Annotated in this window: 17 protein-coding genes and 2 tRNA genes; 8 read left to right on the top strand and 11 right to left on the bottom strand. The window is 62.9% G+C overall.

The window, feature by feature from the left end:
• The first annotated feature begins 533 nt into the window (after positions 1-533).
• Positions 534-1,730, top strand: coding sequence for a HAMP domain-containing histidine kinase (locus GXP39_11710; GenBank protein ID NOZ28701.1), 1,197 nt, complete (start codon positions 534-536; stop codon positions 1,728-1,730).
• A 371-nt stretch (positions 1,731-2,101) separates the two neighbouring features.
• Positions 2,102-2,569, top strand: a complete 468-nt coding sequence (locus GXP39_11705; protein NOZ28700.1) for a methylglyoxal synthase — start codon at positions 2,102-2,104, stop codon at positions 2,567-2,569.
• A gap of 21 nt (positions 2,570-2,590) precedes the next feature.
• On the opposite strand, the gene GXP39_11700 is transcribed toward GXP39_11705, so the two are convergent.
• The 3 genes from GXP39_11700 to GXP39_11690 all read right to left on the bottom strand — a co-directional run bounded on the left by GXP39_11700 (position 2,591) and on the right by GXP39_11690 (position 3,555).
• Entirely contained in the window at positions 2,591-3,037 is a 447-nt protein-coding gene (locus GXP39_11700; protein NOZ28699.1) for a PEP-CTERM sorting domain-containing protein, read from the bottom strand.
• 260 nt (positions 3,038-3,297) lie between these two features.
• Positions 3,298-3,380, bottom strand: a tRNA-Leu gene (locus GXP39_11695).
• 100 nt (positions 3,381-3,480) lie between these two features.
• Positions 3,481-3,555: transfer RNA gene (locus GXP39_11690), tRNA-Cys, on the bottom strand.
• Positions 3,556-3,672: 117 nt separating this feature from the next.
• On the opposite strand from GXP39_11690, the gene GXP39_11685 reads away from it, so the two are divergent.
• A complete protein-coding gene (locus GXP39_11685; GenBank protein ID NOZ28698.1) occupies positions 3,673-4,113 on the top strand; it encodes a cold shock domain-containing protein in 441 nt (146 codons plus the stop codon).
• 11 nt (positions 4,114-4,124) lie between these two features.
• On the opposite strand, the gene GXP39_11680 is transcribed toward GXP39_11685, so the two are convergent.
• Together GXP39_11680 and GXP39_11675 are read right to left on the bottom strand one after the other, a co-directional pair.
• On the bottom strand, positions 4,125-5,261 hold the full coding sequence (locus GXP39_11680; GenBank protein NOZ28697.1) for a DUF3524 domain-containing protein: 1,137 nt from the start codon (positions 5,259-5,261) through the stop codon (positions 4,125-4,127).
• Positions 5,262-5,277: 16 nt separating this feature from the next.
• Positions 5,278-6,453: a Gfo/Idh/MocA family oxidoreductase gene (locus GXP39_11675; protein ID NOZ28696.1), complete on the bottom strand. Its 1,176-nt coding sequence runs from the start codon at positions 6,451-6,453 to the stop codon at positions 5,278-5,280.
• 854 nt (positions 6,454-7,307) lie between these two features.
• On the opposite strand from GXP39_11675, the gene GXP39_11670 reads away from it, so the two are divergent.
• The 4 genes from GXP39_11670 (at position 7,308) to GXP39_11655 (ending at position 12,121) form a co-directional block, all read left to right on the top strand.
• A complete protein-coding gene (locus tag GXP39_11670) occupies positions 7,308-8,840 on the top strand; it encodes an extracellular solute-binding protein (protein ID NOZ28695.1) in 1,533 nt (510 codons plus the stop codon).
• 286 nt (positions 8,841-9,126) lie between these two features.
• A complete protein-coding gene (locus GXP39_11665; GenBank protein NOZ28694.1) occupies positions 9,127-10,008 on the top strand; it encodes a sugar ABC transporter permease in 882 nt (293 codons plus the stop codon).
• Positions 10,009-10,021: 13 nt separating this feature from the next.
• Complete coding sequence (locus tag GXP39_11660; protein NOZ28693.1) at positions 10,022-10,870, top strand: carbohydrate ABC transporter permease; 849 nt, start codon at positions 10,022-10,024, stop codon at positions 10,868-10,870.
• A 294-nt stretch (positions 10,871-11,164) separates the two neighbouring features.
• Complete coding sequence (locus GXP39_11655; GenBank protein NOZ28692.1) at positions 11,165-12,121, top strand: hydroxyacid dehydrogenase; 957 nt, start codon at positions 11,165-11,167, stop codon at positions 12,119-12,121.
• Between the two features lie 106 nt (positions 12,122-12,227).
• Here GXP39_11655 and GXP39_11650 read toward each other — a convergent pair whose 3' ends face one another.
• From GXP39_11650 to GXP39_11635, 4 genes are read right to left on the bottom strand one after another with little or no spacing between them, the layout of a single operon-like run.
• The gene (locus GXP39_11650; GenBank protein NOZ28691.1) at positions 12,228-12,995 is read right to left on the bottom strand and encodes a 1-acyl-sn-glycerol-3-phosphate acyltransferase; all 768 of its coding nucleotides are present in this window, start codon (positions 12,993-12,995) and stop codon (positions 12,228-12,230) included.
• Positions 12,976-13,674 (bottom strand): (d)CMP kinase, encoded by a 699-nt coding sequence (locus tag GXP39_11645; GenBank protein NOZ28690.1) that lies wholly within the window; start codon positions 13,672-13,674, stop codon positions 12,976-12,978. The genes GXP39_11650 and GXP39_11645 overlap by 20 nt, the downstream gene beginning before the upstream one ends.
• Positions 13,671-14,522, bottom strand: a complete 852-nt coding sequence (locus tag GXP39_11640) for an rRNA pseudouridine synthase (protein ID NOZ28689.1) — start codon at positions 14,520-14,522, stop codon at positions 13,671-13,673. The genes GXP39_11645 and GXP39_11640 overlap by 4 nt, the downstream gene beginning before the upstream one ends.
• 2 nt (positions 14,523-14,524) lie before the next feature.
• Positions 14,525-15,679, bottom strand: coding sequence for a D-alanyl-D-alanine carboxypeptidase (locus GXP39_11635; protein NOZ28688.1), 1,155 nt, complete (start codon positions 15,677-15,679; stop codon positions 14,525-14,527).
• Here GXP39_11635 and GXP39_11630 point away from each other — a divergent pair.
• A complete protein-coding gene (locus tag GXP39_11630) occupies positions 15,678-15,920 on the top strand; it encodes a zinc ribbon domain-containing protein (GenBank protein NOZ28687.1) in 243 nt (80 codons plus the stop codon). The genes GXP39_11635 and GXP39_11630 overlap by 2 nt on opposite strands.
• A 310-nt stretch (positions 15,921-16,230) precedes the next feature.
• Here the strand turns inward: GXP39_11630 and GXP39_11625 are convergent, their stop codons facing one another.
• Positions 16,231-16,794 (bottom strand): hypothetical protein, encoded by a 564-nt coding sequence (locus tag GXP39_11625; GenBank protein NOZ28686.1) that lies wholly within the window; start codon positions 16,792-16,794, stop codon positions 16,231-16,233.
• Between the two features lie 153 nt (positions 16,795-16,947).
• Positions 16,948-17,901 carry an alcohol dehydrogenase catalytic domain-containing protein gene (locus GXP39_11620; protein ID NOZ28685.1) on the bottom strand — a complete coding sequence of 318 codons (954 nt, stop codon included), beginning with the start codon at positions 17,899-17,901 and terminating at the stop codon, positions 16,948-16,950.
• Positions 17,902-17,976 lie beyond the last annotated feature (75 nt).

Below are 17,976 nucleotides of genomic sequence, written 5' to 3'. Positions count from 1 at the left end.
CGAAACAGCCGGGCTGTCAACGATCACTTATATAAAAACCGGAATACCCTCCATTATTGCAGCGGTCATGAGGCCCAAGCCCGCCCAGAGGCGAAGGCCACCACCAGAATACGGTGTGATCCCCCTGCTAGGCTATTGAACGTTCCACGCCAATATGTTAACGTCATTAGTTGTAGAGCCCATTCCTGACAGTGTAGCACCGCACTTGAACGCAGCGATATGGAAAAGGGCATCCCGGTAGATAACGATCGCTCTCCTGAGGAGACCTGGAGGGCCGGCGCCCTCCAGGGCCCCCGTCTTTCAACCTCTGACCTACCCGGCCCGAACGGGATCATCTCCAGGGCCAAGGAAGTCAGGTCACGAGCGGAAAGCAGGGGACGATGCGACGTCGTCCCATTCGGCGGAGGAGTCCTCCGCCGCACCTTCCCGATTCCGGCGTAAGCACCCTTCCAGACTACTACAATCATGTCACGAAGTGCAGGGCTATGATCCGTTACGTTCCGGCATCCACGGACGGATATTGAGGACGTCAAATGCAGAATCACGCTGTAAAGCACCCCAATTCGCCCTCCCGCCGAACACGATCGTTGTTCGTTCTGGGCGTCTTGGCCATATATGCGCTGGCCCTCGTGCCCCTCTACCGGGTTCTGGGGTCCCAGGCGATCACCTTCTCCATACTCCCTGTGGCCGCGGCGGGCTGGCTCCTCGGCATGGGGCCTGCGATACTGATGAGCCTGTTGGCTTTCCTGGTGAACGTGTCGTTGCTGGCCTTGATCATCCACGACCCGGAAGAAGTGATCGGGGTGTTCCACCGAGGCGGCCTCCTCGGCTCCGTCATGGTGATGTTGGTCGGCACGATCATCGGGCAATTTCACGACCTACACGAGCGGCTCAAGCGGGAATACAACGAGCGCAAGCGAACAGAGGAACGGCTACGAGAGACCAATGAACAGCTACAGACGGCCCTGAAAGCCAGGGAGGAGATGCTCCAGAACGTCTCGCACGAGCTGCGCACCCCACTGACCCTGATCAAGGGATACGCGGAGCTGTGGAAGGAAGGGACCCTGGGTCCGTTAACCCCAGCACAGGAGAAGGCCGCCGCTATCCTGAACAGCCAATGCGATCGGCTCCGTTATATGATCGACCGGCTGATCCTCGTGCAAACCCTGAGCACGACATCCCTCCGGGAAACGCAAGTGGATCTCAACCGGCTCCTCCAGGAGGCGGTACAGGCCTGGCAGGCACATGCGGAGAAGGAGGGAATCCAACTCTCCCTTGAGCTTCCCTCCCATCTGCCTCCCATCACAGGAGATCGCAATCTCCTCTCCCATGTGATCTACAACCTCCTGGATAACGCCATCAAGTTCAGCCCAGACGGAGGAGCCGTGAGCGTCTGCGCCCGATTGGAAGGCGGAGAGCTCCTGATCACCGTCTCAGACCAGGGGATCGGTATCCCGCCGGATAAGCTGGAACGGGTCTTCGAGCGTTTCTATCAGGTGGACGGCGGCAGCACGCGACGATTCGGCGGGATGGGCATCGGGCTGGCATTATGCCGGGAGATCGTCCAGCTGCATGGGGGCCGCATCTGGGCCGAGAGCGAAGGGGATGGACGGGGAAGCACGTTCCACATCAGGCTACCACTAAGGACACCGCCCTCGGGCACGGCATCGCAATGTGCCGCGTCGACGCAACAACCGCCTTCCGAACAACCGGGGCCCGTAAGGGGATAGGCAGCCCTACGTGCGCCCCTCTCCGGCATCATGACGTGAGAGTCATCGAAAAGTTTGACACGCTCGATCACATACCGCTATAATGGCCGGTGAGAGATCAGCCCTGTCCCCGAGTTGTACGGTCTTCCTCGTATCCCTCACCGGCGACAGCCCCCTGACACCAAGGTAGCGATCCTGCGTGGAACTGCGGCCGCTTTTCGCCCTTCCCAGCCCCACAAGGCTGACTACCACAGATCGAGGCCCCAATCAGGCGGATAAAGACGAGAAGAAGCGATTCTTATGCGAAGGGGCTTTCCATCGCATCTCCCCTCGGACGTCTCTGTGCTCGGGAGATCGGAAAGCCCCTCTTACGGAAAAACAAAGGAGATGAAATGGCTCACAAGAAGATCGCCATGGAACACGACAAGAAAATCGCCCTCGTGGCACACGACAACAAGAAACGGGATCTGATCCAGTGGGCAAAATACAATCGGGACCTCCTGGCACACCACGAGGTATACGCCACGGGCACCACCGGCGAGATCTTAGAGCATGAGCTCGGCTTCAAGATCACGAAGTTACAAAGCGGACCCCTGGGCGGAGATCAACAGATCGGCGCCAAGATCGTCGACGGCGAGATCAACTTTCTGATCTTCTTCTGGGACCCACTTGAGCCCATGCCCCACGATCCCGACGTCAAGGCGCTCCTGCGGATGGCGGTGGTGTGGAACATCCCGATCGCCTGCAATCGAGCCTCCGCCGACTTCATGATCTCATCCCCCCTCATGGATGGGGAATACGATCGTCTGGTGGCCGACTACGAGGAGTACCGGGCACGAAACATCACCGTGGATGGATAGATCGCGCCGTGACAACGGCAACTACCGCCTGCGAAGCGCCCGCACCCCCAGCGCTACCAGTCCACTGCCCACCAGCAGGAGGGTGGCAGGTTCGGGAATGATGGGAGGGGCTGGCCACCGGAACAGCTCCCGAACACACTTGCCAGGACAATCCGCGTAGATCAGAATTATCTCGTCATAGCGAATGGGGCGTGAGAGGGGTATGGTAAACGTCCCGTCCGATTCCACGGTGCTATAGCCGAGCAGCTCACCGTCTGGCGTCTTCCCAGCAAAGACATATATGACTGAGCCCACACACTGGCCGCTGGTGATCCCCCGCACGACGGTGGCAGAAGGCCCCAGAGCCGAGTACTGGTTGGGGATATACCTCCCTTCCTCGGGAGTACACCAAGGTGGGCTGGGCTGAGCATAGACCACCGCAGGGAAGGCGACCATCAGGAATCCGATAACCATGCTGATCCAGCGCATAGGAGCCTCCTGAGACGCAGCGCCCGCATCCCCTGGTCGGAGTCTACGCAGCGAGCTCGGGGACGACGGGTGGAAGCTGTCCTACGGCAGAAGAGGTCGATCCTCTAGAGGGATGCCGGAGAATCAACGACAGAGCGGAAACCTTGCACAGTCGAAAAGCGCTCTCGTCACGGTGAACATTCTACATCGTGTCCCTCCTGGAAAGAGGAGAGACACAACTTGTAGTACCCTCACCGCATAAGAACACTACACCTCGTAGGTAGGGCGGGTGGGATTCGAACCCACACGGGCGCAAGCCCAGCGGATTTTAAGTCCGCGGCGTCTACCGTTCCGCCACCGCCCCACATTCCAATGATAGCACGATCCCCAGAGACAAGCAACTCTGAAAAATCATCCCACATAAAAAGGGCCGACCTTGACGTTGGTCGGCCCATGTCGTATGATGGAGGCGACGGCCGGATTCGAACCGGCGATCGGGGTTTTGCAGACCCCTGCCTTAACCACTTGGCTACGTCGCCCTGCACGATGATATTCTAGCTGATCATTCTGTGGTTGTCAAGCCGGACTGGCCACGTCAGGACCTAGCCAGAACTTTCACAACGCATCCCAACACTCTCATGGAAAGGACATGGCCCATGCAAGATCAGCCCTATCCCACCTACCGAGACCAGCTACTGACTTGCAAGGAGTGCGGCATTCAATGGGTGTGGACGGTCACCGAGCAACGCCGGCTAGCCGAAGCCGGGAAACCCCTGGACCCACCCGAATACTGCCCCGCCTGCCAGCGCCTGACCCCCTCCCCCGGTCACCAGCGCGGCATCGTCAAATGGTACAGCACTCAGAAGGGCTACGGCTTCATCACCCTGCCCTCGGGCGACGAGATCTTCTTCCACCGCACGGGACTGGACCCGGAATCCCCCCCACCTAACGAGGGAGATCTGGTCGAATTCCGAATCGAGAAGACCCATCGCGGCCCACAGGCCACCTCCGTCACCGTGCTGGAGCGAGCCAAGGATCTCCCCCCCAAGCTGCTTCACCTGAAACACGCGCAACACGAGCCGGGCGACACACCCTGACCTACAACGGCTCACCGCAGGCCCGGCGTCCAGAGCGGCACAGGCTTGACCCGGGCCACATCCTCCAAAAGGGCATCATAGATAGGCGCCATACGCCGCCAGTCAAAGCGCCCCACCGCCCGACATAAGTCCGGCGGCGCCGCCTCACGCGCCCGCAGGACACGCCGCAGACGCCCGACCAGATCATCCAGATCGTCATAGAGACAAAGCCCATGCCACGCCTCTGGGACCAGTTCCGGATAGCTGAGACGATGGGGCAACAGCGGCAGACAGCCGCAATAGATCGCCTCGATGACCGCCACGCCGAAAAACTCATGCCGGGCCGTGCTCACCACCACATCCGAGTGCCACAACAGGCGCGCATAATCCGCCCGCCGCTCGGCAAAGCCCCAATGCACCACGCGCTCCCCCAGCCACCCCCGCGCCGCCTCGAACTCCTCCGGCTTCCGACGGAAGTTCTCGCCCGCCACGGCCACGCGGAAGGGCACATCCTCGGCAGCCAGGCGCTCCAGCGCGGCGAAGAACTCGCCCGGGTTTTTGTCATACTCCCAACGCTGGTTCCACAGGATAATGGGCGGGCCCGGCGCCAACCCATCCCCCGGCCGAAGATCATCCAGCCCCCGCAGATCACATCCGACGGGCAGCACCTCCGCTCGCGCCCGCACCTCATCGATCAGGGTGAGATGATTGTAATCCGGGAAATGCTTCAACAGCCGCGGCAACTCGTCGAAGAACTGCTCCAGATGAAAGCGTGAATTGAAGCATATCCGGTCGGCCGTGAGGGCGCTCAACCAATTGATCACGCCATAGGTCAGATCCCGTTTCTCACCCGGCGGCAGAGGATAGGTCAACTGATTCTCATGAAAGTAGAGCACGATCGGAATGTCCGCCATCCACGGGCGGACGAGGGCCAGGAAGGCGGGCAGGTTCACCATGTCGGAGGCCAGGATCACGTCCGGACGATCCCCCCGTCGCCAGAGATCGGCCGCCTGCCGGGCCAGCTCCATAGCCCCGCCCTGCATGCGCCACTTCCAAAAGCGCCCGGCCATGGCGAGCACGTTCGCCTGATGCCGAGTATGCCGGGCATACCCCTCCGCCCAGGCTCGATGGGATCCCGTACAATAAGGCTCAATGATCCAGATGCGCATGAGCCACTCCATTCTCCTAGGATGGCATGCTCTCCGGCATCTTCACCTCGCATACCTGGCGCCTATCAGCCGACTCCCTCGCCCACAGGCAGGTCAGCGCGCTGAGGATCCCCGCGGAAAGCGGGCTGCGCGAGGGACGATGGTCCCGCATCGCCACGAGGAAATCATAGCACAGCTCGCGATCCCCGCCGAAGTGCGGCATATCCCCCGTGAAATCGATGGTCTCCACCACGGGCGACGTGTGCCGATACACCCGGATCTGATTCTGATACCAATCGAACTCGATGGTCCCCTTATACCCATACAGCCGGGCGCCCCGCCGCGCCGCCCTATAGCGGGCGAAGAAGTTCTGCGTATAGCTGACCTGCACACCGTTCTCATACTCGAGCAGGCAACTCCCCATGTCCTGCAATTCAATGCCCTCAGAGAAGACGCAATGCTCCCCCCTTCGATCATACTGTACCTGGTCGCCCTCGTAGCCAAAGCGGAAACGGGAGAAAGGGCTCTCCGGACACGTCTCCCGCTCATCACAATCCCGGCACTTGAGATCGAAGGGCTTATTCCCCCCAAAGACCCGACGCGCCTTCATCGCGCTGATCCACCTGGGACGCTGTCCCAGCAGATAGGTGATGTAGTCGAAATCGTGCGTGGCCTTCTGCAGGAACAGTCCCCCGTTCAACTCGTAATTCCGATGCCAGCGGCGGAAATAGACGGTACCGTAGGGGACGTCGTTGAACGCCACCACCTGCTCGACGGTTCCGATGCGATCCGATGCCACGATCTCCCGCACGGCCTGCAGGACCGGCGTCAGCCGCAGGGGGAAGGAGACCACGACCGGCGCCGTGTAATCCCGAAATGTCTCCTCCAACCGCTTGAGCTGCGCAAAGGTGATGGCGACAGGCTTCTCCAGGAAGATAGGGAGTCCGGTGGGGGCAACCTTACAGGCCATCTCCGTGTGCAGATGGCATCGCGTGCCGATCATCACCCCGTCCAGCTCGTCGGCGTGAGCCAGCATCTCGTCGGCCGACTCATAGAATCGCGTCTCGGCCAGGAAGGGATCCCGGCGCGCCCGAATCTCGTCCGCCCGAGGATCGGCGATGGCGGCCACCCGGTAAGGGATCCCAAACACCGCCATCGCCTTGGCCATATGCTCAATCCTACGTCCGTACCCGATGATCCCAACTTGCAGCATGGAATCCACTCCTCACTTATTCTATCGGCTTAGCCGCTCCTCACCGACGCCTCGGTTCCCCCGACGCGGATCCGCCGATTCGCCCCGTTCTCTCGACGCATCACCAAGAGCGCCACACGTAGAATGCCACATGAATGAGGCGCCGGCAAGCACAAAGGAGGCTCTACCCGCCTGAAGAAGACGCAATAGAGCCAATACGTCTGGTGATATTTACAATCGATTATCAAATACACAATATAGTTGACCCATGAGCAGGGATGCTATATAATAAAAACGAGTTGCGAGCCTCGCTGCTGCCATCATCACTTCCCTCGCTGCAAGTTGGATCGTGATATCGGATGGCCATCGCGTACGAGAACGGCGAAGGCCTGCCGTTTTTCCGATCCCCTCCTGTGTTCTCGGTTCACCACAGGGGGGCCACGTTTACAAAGGCGTTTATTCACTTCTCCACACCGTCGGCTTTCCTGGGCACGAGCTCGGATCCTGACGAATCTCAGACGCATCCACACAAATCCATAGCGAGGAAGCGTTGCCGCGCCTCACCTGAACCCGTGCAGAAATTACCCGATCAGGCACGGGTATGAATGCGGTACCCTCTAGAGCCACCCTGCTCTCCCCCGGCAGGTGGTGTAGAAGCCATAACCGCGTGGGCTGCCGGCAGGCGCACCGTGAGCTGGCCTCGAACATGCCGCGCAACCACGCCCAATCAGACAGGGAAGGGAGGGATGCGATCAGGATGAGCTGAGAACCTCCGGGACTGCCGCTGATGGATGAGATCCGGCAGCCCGGCGGGGGATGGATTCTTCTCTCAGAGAGCCCAAACGATCTTCAGCAGGGAGGAGGGAGGATAAAACATGAGCCGACGAGATAGGCTAACCCGGCGAGACTTCTTGCGCTTGAGCGGCACGGCGGCCATTGCCTCGCTGGTCGCAGCCTGTGCTCCCACTCCTCAGGCGGTTGGAAGGGAGGCGGCCGCCCCGGAGGCGGTGGAGGAGGCCCCCGAGGCCAAGAAGGCATGGGAGCTGATCGACTGGAACAAGCCCGTCCCCATGACCGATCGGTTGCTGGCCGATGAGTACATCCTGCCCGAGGGGTGGGATAAGGCCACCGAGGGGGTCAAGGAGCTGGTCTTCTTCAACAGCGGCGCCCTGAAGGACGACATCGCCACGGCCATCGGCATGAGGCTGTTCGAGCAGAAGACCGGCATCAAGATGAAGGCCCTCGAGGTCGGCGGCGCCTACACGTTCCCGAAATTCCTCTCCGTGGTGACCTCCAAGGACCCGAGCGTCCACTTCGGGTTCATCCGGGCGGAGGTCGAATACGCCCACGTCGCCTCCGCTGGTTGGGCCCATCAGATCGATGAGATGTGGCCGTCTGACGTGCAGGCCCTGTATTCCCCCGGCCTAGTCGATGCCCTGAGGTGGGACGACCACTTCTACGGCTCCGTCAACATCGTCCAGTATTACGTCTTCTTCTACAGGCCCTCCTGGCTGGAAGCCGCGGGCGTCGAAAAGGTCCCGGAGACCTGGGAGGAGGTCTACGAGGCGGCGAAGAAGACCCGGGCATGGGCGAAGGAGAACCTGGGCGAGGACTACTACGGCATCGTGTTCGGCGCGAGCAAATCGGGCCACATCCACATCGCCTATTTGAGCGCTCTGACGTACTCCCAGGGGCAGACGCTGCTGAAGGACGGAAAGTGGAACCTGGATACGCCAGAGTTCAGGAACGCCTGGAACTACCTGGTGGGCCTGATGAAGGATGACGTAGCGGATGTGGCCTGCCTCGGATACGGTTGGAAGGACTATCACACGGTCTTCGGCATGGGCAAAGCGGCCATGGCCCTCGCCTACTCCGTCTACGCCGTGAAGTTCGACGAGGACTTCCCCGAGCTAAAGGGGGACTGGGCCGCCGTCCCGCCGCCCAAGTGGGATGCCTCCCAGCCCGACTCCAATCGCATCGGGTACATCAACTTCGACGTGTACATGATCAACAACTTCGCCGACGAGCAGCACAAGGCGGCCGCCATGCTCTTCCTCGACTTCTACAGGAGCAAAGAAGCCGGCATGTATGAGCTCCTGGTGGAGGGGAACGACTCCTTCCTGCCCGCCGTGTACGAGGACCCCGATATCGTGGAGAAGGTGAATTGGGATTTCGCCAAGGAGGTGGCCAAGGAGATCGGGGCCGCTGAGCCCGTGAAGCGGGGGATCACCATCCCCGAGGTACGAGCCGCCTCCGCCCGAACGGCCCGCATCGAGGCCCTTCCGCCCGGAGCGGCCTACGTATCGGACATCCTCTCCGAGTACCTGGGCAAGGCCGTGCTGGAGGGGATGGACTCCAACGCCGCGTTCGATGAGGCGCTGGCCAAGATCCGGGAGTACACGCTCTGACCCGTCCCATCCGCCCAGGGGGCAGGATGAAGCTGCCCCCTGGGCCCCGCATATCATGCCGATCGAGCTCTTCACCGGCCTGAGGCTCATCCGCCAACGGCATCCATGCATGATTGGTCACGCGTAGATCCCCGCAGGTCACACGCGCCGGAAGGATGAGCCAGGAGATGGCCGCCATCGGCCTTCTCGAAAGCCCAACGCAGACCTGCGAGGTCAGGGATATGTCATCGTCGATCGCTTTCGGGAAGGTCTTTTGTTCATCAGCCCGCATTAGGAGCCGATTTCCATGAGAAGGACGAGGCAAATCTCCAACGCAAGCTACGGGATGCTCCTCTCCATCCCAGGGCTGGTCCTCCTGCTCGCCTGGGTGCTACTCCCGCTCATCTACGTCATCGGGTTGAGCTTCTACCGATACGACAACATGTCGCCCGTGGTGTTCGCCGGATTCGACAACTACAAGAGAGTCCTGAGCAATCCGGATTTCCCGAGGATCCTACAACGCACCTTTGTGTTCTCCTTTGGCTCCACAGGGCTCACCCTGGTCACCAGCGTGCTTTTAGCAGCGTGCCTGGGTAGGATTGGGAAGGGCTCCGCCCTGTTCCGGTCATTAGTGGTCATGCCATGGGCGGTCCCCCTCATCCTGTCCGGGTTTCTGTGGGCCTGGATGTTCCATCCGTCGTTCGGTCCCATCAGCGATCTGCTGATGCGGTCGGGGATCAGGAAGACGGCGCTGAACATCTACGAGGACCCCATCTCCTCGATGTTGGGGGTCATCATCGCCGACGCGTGGAGGCGTATCCCCTTCTTGACGATCATCACCCTGGCCGCGTTTCAAGCCATCCTCGAGGAGCTATACGACGCGGCCCGGGTCGATGGGGCGGACTCCATCGACAGCTTCATACACATCACCCTTCCGCTCAGCAGCAGGCCGATCATGATCGGGACGCTCATCACGCTGATGTTCACGTTCCGGAGCATCGACGTCATCTACTCCATGACGCCAGGAGGCGGCTACACCAAGAGCACCTACGTGATCGGGACGTATCTGTTCGACAGCCTATACGAGTTCCTCAATTTCGGGGTGGCGGCCGCCATCAGCGTCATCCTGGTGCTCCTGACATTCATCATAGGCTCCGTATTCATCTACTACACGCTTCAGAAACGATAGGGGGAGCAACCGCATGAAAGTCAGAGACCTCCTGCTGAAGGTGATCGATCACCCAGCGACCCCTTATGTCGTGCTCGGTGTGATCTCCCTCTTTATGGTATCCCCGTTCATATGGATGGTCCTGTCCGCGTTCAAGACGCTTCCCGAGACCTTCATGAGCCCACCCACCTACTTTCCGAAGGATTTCACCCTCGAGACCATGAGATTCACGTGGTTTGAAGCCCCTATCCCGACGTACCTGAAGAACTCCCTGATCGCCTGTTTGACGGCGACGGTGATCATCGTGGTCGCGAGCGTCTTCACGGCTTATGCGCTCAGCCAGTATCCCTACCAGGGCAGCAACCTGATCTTGGGGCTCTTCCTGTTCACGCGCACGATCCCCCCTCTGGCGATGCTGCTCCCATACTATCTGATCATGCGAAAGCTAGGGCTGCTGAACACCCGGCTCGCCGTGATCCTGTACCTGATCTACTTGAGCTACCCCCTGGTGGTGTGGCTCCTGAAGGGGTTCTTCGATGCCTTTCCCCGTGATCTGATCGACGCCGCCATCGTGGATGGCTGCACGAGGACGGGCACGATCTTCCGAGTGGTGCTGCCGATCACCGCGGGCAGCGTGGGCGCCATCTCCGTGGTCGCATTCCTGTGGGCATGGAACGAGTTCTTCGCGCCCTACCTGTTCATCCATTACGACGAGCTGAAGCCGATCACCGTCGGCCTGTATTACTTCGTGGGAGACGAGGTGACGTACTGGAATCGCATGTGCGCCGCAGGCATCTATGCCGTCGTCCCCAGCCTGACGTTCTTCCTGCTGGCGCAGAAGTACATTATCAAGGGACTGACGGAAGGGGCTTTGAAGTACTAAGAGTGTGTCTGAGAAATGCCATTGCTTCTGCTGTGGAGAGGCCCGGAGGGGCTCCGCCCCTCCGGAAAAAGACATTCTCCCGCCTTCGACCCGCCCGGCCTCGGCCCGGGCCCTTCGGAAAGGGCCGAGAAAGGCAGGTGCAGGCCGGAAAAGTGGGGTTTTCCGTGGAGGGGAGGCCCCCTCCACACCTCCCCCTGTGGAGCTGGTCGTTGAGGGAGGCCCTCAGACACCTTGCCGGTAAATTTTCAGACACGCTCTAGGGGATCGAGAGTTGGAGATCGGGAGGAGGTATCCGTGAGCAAGCCGGTTGTACTGTTGTATGAGCCGATCCATCCGAAGGCGCTGGCTTACCTGAGCGAGCGAGCCGAGGTGAGGATGGCGGATAGCCTGGACGAGGACGATCTGATCCGGGCCGTGGCGGATGTGGATGGGATCATCGTCCGTGCCCGAGGCCGGGTGAGTCGTCGCCTCATGGAGGCCGCGCCCCGCCTCAAGGTGATCGGCCGGCACGGCGTGGGCCTCGATCATATCGACTGCCGGGCGGCCGCCGAGCTCGGCATCGTGGTGGTGAACACCCCCGACGCGAACACCGAGTCGGTGGCCGAGCACTGCCTGGGGATGATGATCATCCTGGCCAAGCGCATCCTGCAGGCCGATCAGGCGCTGCGGGCGGGGGACTGGGAGGCGCGCTACCGGCTGACCGGCCACGAGCTGCACGGCAAGACGTTGGGGATCGTCGGCTTTGGACGCATCGGGCAGCGCGTGGCGACCCTATGCCACGCCGCGCTGGCCATGCCGGTGCTGTACTACGACGTCGTGGAGCACTCGGAGGCGGCCGCCCGGCTAAATGCACAGCGAGTGCCCCTGGACGAGCTCCTGGAGGCGGCGGACTTCGTGTCGGTGCACGTGCCGTTGCTCCCCGAGACACACGGCCTGATCGATGAGAGCGCCCTCCGGAGGATGAAGCCCACAGCGTTCCTGACCAACGCCTCCCGCGGCCCCGTAGTCGACCAGGCGGCGCTGATCCGGGCTCTGCAAGAGGGCTGGATCGCCGGCGCCGGCCTGGACGTGTTCGATCCAGAGCCGTTACCACCCGACAGCCCGCTTCTCCAGCTCGACAACGTCGTCGTGACCCCGCACATGGCGGCTCACACGGACGAGGCGCTCCTCCGCATGGCGATGGGCGCCGTCACCGACGTGTTGGCGGTCATCCAGGGCCGGACGCCTCAACATCCGGTGCCATTGGGCTGAAAATGAGCACGCGAACAACGGATAAGCATCACCTGCGGTGATCTTTCTGCCACCGCATCCGGGGATAACGCACATCAACGAACCGCGTGAGTGAGCCCCCCGCCTGCTATCTTCTCTCCTCAAGAGCGGGCGCCCACGTCGGCTCGATGGGGATGATGTACTCGGTGGTCGCCTGAGAGAGATCCGCATACACGCCACGCATCTCCGGGGGCAACAGCTCGGCGATCCGATACATCGCCTCGTCCGTCATCTGCCGCATCGTCTCCCGGTCCACCCGCCTGGAAGCCGGCCAGCGGAACTTGAACGGCCGGCCGATTTTGACGTGAATGGGCGTGCGACGCAGCCGGCGGATGTTCTCGGAGAAGTCGGTCGCCCCGGTTACCCCCACCGGCACGATGATCGGGTCATGACGACGGGCGAAGAAGACGGCTCCGGACTTCCCCTGCTGAAGCTTCCCCGTCCGGCTGCGCGTCCCCTCCGGGGCGATGATCAACGCCTGCCCGGCCGCCAACAGTCGATCCGCCCAACGCATGGCCGTCATGTCCAGCTCCCCACGACGGATCGGGATCACCCGATACCACTTCATGAGCTTCCCCACCACCGGCCATTCGAACGCCTCCGCCTTGCCGATGGGCACCGCGTACCGCGGCACGTGCGCCACCAGCACCACCGGGTCCAAAAAGTGCACGTGATTGAGGATCAGGATCAGCGGACCGGTCGGGGGGATGTTCTCCACCCCCTCCACGGTGACACGCGTGAAGAGCCAGAGCAGAAAGTGCAACACAGGATCCCAGATCCGACGCCCCAGCGGTACCCGAAACGAGGGCTGCGCCCGTTTCCGGCCGGCATCCCGCTCATTTACCGTCGTGGTCATCCCACGCCTCCACCAACTTCATCACGTGCTCCAACGTCTCCTCCACATCCATATCCGTGGAATCCACAATGATCGCATCGGGCGCAGGGCGCAACGGAGCCGTGGCCCGATGCGAATCGATCTCGTCTCGACGACGCATGGACGCCAACACATCCTCGTAGTCAGCAGGCTGACCGCGAGCCCGCAACTCCTCACAGCGTCGCCGTGCCCGCTCCTCCAGCGAGGCGTCCAGGTAGATCTTGAGATCGGCGTGAGGCAGCACCACAGTGCCGATGTCCCGCCCCACCATCACCACGCGGCCACTGGCGGCGATACGGCGCTGCTGCGCCGTCAACGCGGCTCGCACGCCCGGGTAGGCCGAGACCGGGGACACCCAGGTGTCCACCTCCGGCCGACGCAAGTCCCAGGTCACGTCCTGGCCGTCCAACAACACGGTATACTGCCGGCCGTCCGCCACCGTGGGAGGCACCACGTCGATATGCACCTCCTCCGCCAGCCGGGTCACGGCGGCCTCATCCTCGGGATCGATGCCACGACACAGGGCCGCCCACGTCACCGCCCGATACATCACGCCCGTATCGAAATAGAGATACCCCAACGCCCGAGCTAACCGCTGGCCCAAAGTGCTCTTACCCGAGGCCGCCGGGCCGTCGATCGCGATCACGGAGGGCCGCGTCATCGCCTCTTCCTCCCCCGTCTCCGTCGCGCCGCCGGCGACGCATGCCCCTTCCGATCCTCCTGACGCGGGGCGACGCGCGCCCCTCGACGGGCCTGAAGCAACCGCAGCTCGTGAGCGGTCAAAGGGCGGGACTCCCCGGGCGGCAACTTCCCCAGCCGCAACGGGCCCAGGCCGACGCGAATCAATCGCACAACCGGATGGCCGATCGCGCTCAACATGCGCCGAATCTCCCGTTTCCTCCCCTCGCGCAGTGTGATGCGCAACCACGTCGTCGGTCCAGCCTCCCGGGGCATCGTGTCATGCCACCAATTCCCCACCAGCTCACGAGGCCAACCCCGCACTACCTCCACCCGAGCCGGCCTCGTCCACCCATCCTCTAGCTCCACCCCGCGCCGCAGCTTCCACAACGCACGGGCCGACGGCTGTCCACGCACCAACACGAGATACGTCTTGGCGTGCTCATAACGCGGGTGCATCAGCCGGTTGGCCAGATCGCCGTCATTGGTCAGCAACATCAACCCCTCGCTGGCCATATCCAGGCGGCCGACGGGGAACAACCGCTCCGAGCTATCCACCAGATCGCCCAGGTCGGGGCGGCCGCGCGGGTCCTCCATCACGCTCAGGTAGCCCGCCGGCTTATGTAGCAGAAGATAGCGAGGCGTCTCACGAGGGCGTATCGGCTCCCCATCCACCAGGATGCGATCACGCGATGGGTCCACCTTGGTGCCCAGCTCGGTCACCACGGTGCCATTCACGGCCACCCGGCCCTGTCGGATCAGGTCCTCGCACGCCCTCCGGGAGGCCACACCCGCGTGTGCCAGGACCTTCTGCAAACGCTCAAGCGGCATATTCAAGGCTCCTGCCAGCGTAATGGGACCTCTGCGATAACGCGCGGCCCCACGCGAAAGATAGCTCGACCGGCCCGCTCGCCCGGCGCACCGGCGTCGAGCACACGCACAACGCGCACCAACGGCCATTGCCAGCGGGGAAGAAACACCTCCGGCGTCGTATCGGCGCGCAGCTCCCGCACCCGGCCATCGGGCCAGTGCACCCGGTTCAGGCCGCTCTGCGACAAGGCCAGCCGCCGCCACCCATAATAGGTGAAGTAGTGATCCAGGAGCGCCCGGCTATCCGCATACCGATCCTGGCTGCCCAGGACGATGGAGATCGCCCGGCCTCCCTCCCGGGTTGCGGATGCGACCAGGCACTGCCCGGCGGCGTCCGTCGTCCCCGTCTTCACGCCATCCGCTCCGGGATAGGTGGTTAGCAACTCGTTCCGATTGATCAACAATCGGCCCGCCACCTGCTTCTGCGGCGTGGCCACGATCTGGGCGAACAGCTCGTTCTCCAATCCCGCCCGGGCGATGGCCAGCAGATCCGCGGCGCTGGCCAGATGATCGGGGGCATCCAGGCCATGTGGGTTGACGAAATGGGTATGGGAGAGCCCCATCTCGGCCGCCTTCTGATTCATCAACGCCACAAAGGCCTCCGGGGAGCCCCCCACGTGATAGGCCAGGGCCATCGCCGCATCGTTGCCGGACACCATCAACAGCCCGTACAGCAGATCCTCAACGGTCAACTGCTCCCCCGCCCGCAACCCCATGCTGGCGTTTCCGATCAGCGCCTCGGCGGGGACGGTCACGACCTCGTCCGGCCGGGCGCGCTCCAACGTCACCAGCGCCGTCATCATCTTCGTCGTGCTGGCCGGGGGCAACGGCTGGTCGGCGTTGTAGCTCAGCAGGATCTCGCCCGTCCGGGCGTCAGCCAACAGCGCCGCCCTCGCCGTGATCGGGGGCATACGCTGAGAGGCCACCAGGTCCCGCACCTGGTCGGGGTACAGCCGCCAGCTCGGTGGCGTCCCCCCGCTGGTCAGCACCGGCGGGCCGAAGCCGACCAGCGCCCACATCACGCAGAGCGCCAGCCAGAGCAGCGGGCGAGCGCCTTGACGCCGACCACCGGCGGCGGTAAAATACGTCCGAACGCGTGGAGGGGAGGAATCGCTCATGCCAATGTACGAGTATTACTGTGAAGGTTGTCAGAAAACGTTCGAGGTGTTACGATCCTTCAGCCAGGCCGATGAACCGGTCGCGTGCCCGTCCTGCCATGAGATGACGGTCCGGCGGGTGATCTCCCGCTTCGCCGCGATCAGCCAGGACGGCTCCGGCGGGAGCCGCGTGATCGCCGGCTCCGGGAACGGGTGCAGCGCATGCACCTCCCATGCTTGCAGCACCTGCGGCGTGCGCTGATCCACGCCGCTTACACGATCTGAAAGGCCCTCGCGAGGAAGCCGGGGGTCCCGGTCATCAGCAAGAGAGACGGTCACGGGAGCCTTCCCGTGACCGTCTTCGTTGTCCGCTGCTCACACCTCATCACGAAGGATCTCTCACCCGATGAATTCGCCCTGTAGACCGCCCGGATCGCCCCACACGATCGGGTACACCTGAGCAACCCGATCTCCCATGCCTATCCGGGCGCTACCATCCCAGGGCGCGCAAAAGAATCAATCCCCAAATGAAAGCGGGATCGCCCCCTCCGTTAGCCTCGCATCCCGCCGGATCACTCCGACGGAACGGCCTCTACGGCAGACGGCGTGGGCACGATCGTGATCTCGAACACCTGACCACGCCCCGGTCCCCCCATAGCGCCCCCGACTTCCACACGCAGATAGTAGCGAGTGCGCAGCGGGAGCGCGGTCAACCGATCGAACCGCACGATGGCGATCTCATCCGGCTCGACCTGATCCAGAAACGCGGTGGACTCCAACAACAGGACCGGGTGATCCTCCGGAGCGTCCCCGTCAAACAGGCGGGCCGTAACCGGGATATGTCGAGCGACACGAGATCCGAGATTCTGAACGGCCACCATCAGGGTCACCCCCCGGCCGGCGACCAGCTCAAGATGGTCCAATGGTGGATCGAAGTCGACGGCCAGGAGCGCCACACCCTGAGATGGCGCCACAGGCGTCGCCATGGCCTGGGATACGGAATCGGGCAGCGGGTGCTGGTTCACCTGAACGTTCGATTGGCACCCGATCATCAACAGGGCCACGACGATCAGCACACCTACGTCACGACGCGCCCACATCTTCTTGTTCTTATAAAGTGTCATGGTGCGCGGCATGATACTGTACCCACCCGGGTTTGTCAAATGTGGCGACGCGGCGACGATTTCCCTCAGACCGCATGAATGGCCCCTATTCCGGCAACGCCCACAAGGGAGACCGCCGGAGCGAGAGAATGGCCTTCTCCGGCGGGACGAAGCGCCACCGTGCCCCTATCCCTGCACGAGCACCTTCAGAACGCCCGGCCGGGCGGCGTGCTCAAAGGCAGCCTCCCCCTCCTCCAAGGGATAGCACGCTTCCACCAGATCGGCCACAGGCACCAAACCGCTGGCCAGGAGCCGCAACGCCGGGGGAAAGGGCCCGCATCGGGACCCCACCAGCGTGATCTCGTCGACGACCAATCCGGTGAAGTCCGCCTCCAGGCTGCCGCGATACGTGCTCTTGAGCACCAGGGTGCCTCGCGGCCGCACCATGCGCCGGGCGGCCGCGAACCCCGTCGGGCTACCCGTCACCTCCACCACCACATCCGCCCAGGCCTCCGGATACACGCTATCCCCCCGAGCCTCGATCCCCAGCGCACGGAGGCGGTCCAGCTTGCCCTCATGCCGTCCCCAGACCACCAGCTCGCACCCCGTCAATCGCAGCACCCGGGCGATCAGCTGGCCCAACCGCCCCGCCCCCAGGACCGCCACCCGATCGGTGGGGCGCACGTGTACCTGCTCCAGGATCTGCAGCGCGGCTGCCAGCGGCTCGGTGAAGACGGCCGCCTCGTCCGGGACGTGATCCGGCACAGGGTGCAGATTCGTCAGCGGCAGGCACAGGAACTCGGCGAAGGCCCCATCCCGCCGGTCGATGCCCAGGGTCGTGCGGTTGGGACAATGGGTCGGCCGGCCGGCCCGACAGGTCGGGCACTCGCCACAGGCCGCGTTGATCTCGCCCACCACGCGCCGCCCCACCCATGCGGCATCCGGCGCCTCCTCCACCACGCCCACGAACTCGTGTCCGGGGACGCCCCGAAAGCCCATGTATCCCCGCGTGATCTCCAGATCGGTGCCGCAGATGCCCGCCATCCGCACCCGCACCAGCGCCTCGCCCGGCGGCAGCTCGGGCCGTGGATAGTCCGTCCGGTATCGCAACCGTTCGCCGTCGAACACCAACGCCCGCATGAGGCCACCTCCTCTCCGCCAAAATGAAACGAGCGCGGGCACCCCGCGCTCGCTCGATGATAGCTGCCCCGCCGA

The organism is Chloroflexota bacterium (genome assembly GCA_013152435.1).
In the GTDB taxonomy this organism is placed as follows: Bacteria; Chloroflexota; Anaerolineae; order DUEN01; family DUEN01; genus DUEN01.
This window is presented reverse-complemented; position numbering and strand designations above follow the sequence as displayed.

Excerpts from the sequence above, each read along its gene's own strand:
- GXP39_11625 (NOZ28686.1), bottom strand. The coding sequence starts at position 16,794 with ATGCCGCGCACCATGACACTTTATAAGAACAAGAAGATGTGGGCGCGT.
- GXP39_11650 (NOZ28691.1), bottom strand. The coding sequence starts at position 12,995 with ATGACCACGACGGTAAATGAGCGGGATGCCGGCCGGAAACGGGCGCAG.
- GXP39_11675 (NOZ28696.1), bottom strand. The coding sequence starts at position 6,453 with ATGCTGCAAGTTGGGATCATCGGGTACGGACGTAGGATTGAGCATATG.
- GXP39_11670 (NOZ28695.1), top strand. The coding sequence starts at position 7,308 with ATGAGCCGACGAGATAGGCTAACCCGGCGAGACTTCTTGCGCTTGAGC.
- GXP39_11635 (NOZ28688.1), bottom strand. The coding sequence starts at position 15,679 with ATGAGCGATTCCTCCCCTCCACGCGTTCGGACGTATTTTACCGCCGCC.
- GXP39_11700 (NOZ28699.1), bottom strand. The coding sequence starts at position 3,037 with ATGCGCTGGATCAGCATGGTTATCGGATTCCTGATGGTCGCCTTCCCT.
- GXP39_11640 (NOZ28689.1), bottom strand. The coding sequence starts at position 14,522 with ATGCCGCTTGAGCGTTTGCAGAAGGTCCTGGCACACGCGGGTGTGGCC.
- GXP39_11620 (NOZ28685.1), bottom strand. The coding sequence starts at position 17,901 with ATGCGGGCGTTGGTGTTCGACGGCGAACGGTTGCGATACCGGACGGAC.
- GXP39_11665 (NOZ28694.1), top strand. The coding sequence starts at position 9,127 with ATGAGAAGGACGAGGCAAATCTCCAACGCAAGCTACGGGATGCTCCTC.
- GXP39_11630 (NOZ28687.1), top strand. The coding sequence starts at position 15,678 with ATGCCAATGTACGAGTATTACTGTGAAGGTTGTCAGAAAACGTTCGAG.
- GXP39_11680 (NOZ28697.1), bottom strand. The coding sequence starts at position 5,261 with ATGCGCATCTGGATCATTGAGCCTTATTGTACGGGATCCCATCGAGCC.
- GXP39_11710 (NOZ28701.1), top strand. The coding sequence starts at position 534 with ATGCAGAATCACGCTGTAAAGCACCCCAATTCGCCCTCCCGCCGAACA.
- GXP39_11660 (NOZ28693.1), top strand. The coding sequence starts at position 10,022 with ATGAAAGTCAGAGACCTCCTGCTGAAGGTGATCGATCACCCAGCGACC.
- GXP39_11705 (NOZ28700.1), top strand. The coding sequence starts at position 2,102 with ATGGCTCACAAGAAGATCGCCATGGAACACGACAAGAAAATCGCCCTC.
- GXP39_11645 (NOZ28690.1), bottom strand. The coding sequence starts at position 13,674 with ATGACGCGGCCCTCCGTGATCGCGATCGACGGCCCGGCGGCCTCGGGT.
- GXP39_11685 (NOZ28698.1), top strand. The coding sequence starts at position 3,673 with ATGCAAGATCAGCCCTATCCCACCTACCGAGACCAGCTACTGACTTGC.